Raw genomic sequence first — 243 nt, forward strand, 5'->3', positions numbered from 1 at the left:
GCGCGTCGGAAACCTTCCGGGAAGAACCGGAGTTCGAGCGGCCGCTCAACGTGTACGGCTACTCCAAGCTGCTGTTCGATCAGGTCGTGCGCCGTGTCATGCCGACGGCGCTGTCGCAGATTGTCGGCTTCCGTTACTTCAACGTGTATGGCCCGCGCGAGCAGCACAAGGGTCGCATGGCCTCGGTCGCGTTCCACAACTTCAACCAGTTCCGTGCCGAGGGCACCGTCAAGCTGTTCGGCG

1 protein-coding gene is annotated in these 243 nt (G+C 63.0%); it reads left to right on the plus strand.

Annotation, left to right across the window (positions count from 1 at the left end; translation table 11 throughout):
• Positions 1-243 (plus strand): NAD-dependent epimerase/dehydratase family protein (locus RVY79_RS21180; RefSeq protein WP_317466584.1); only part of this gene is annotated, 243 nt, incomplete at both ends.

This window comes from Chromohalobacter sp. HP20-39, from assembly GCF_033052815.1.
Taxonomy (GTDB): domain Bacteria; phylum Pseudomonadota; class Gammaproteobacteria; order Pseudomonadales; family Halomonadaceae; genus Chromohalobacter.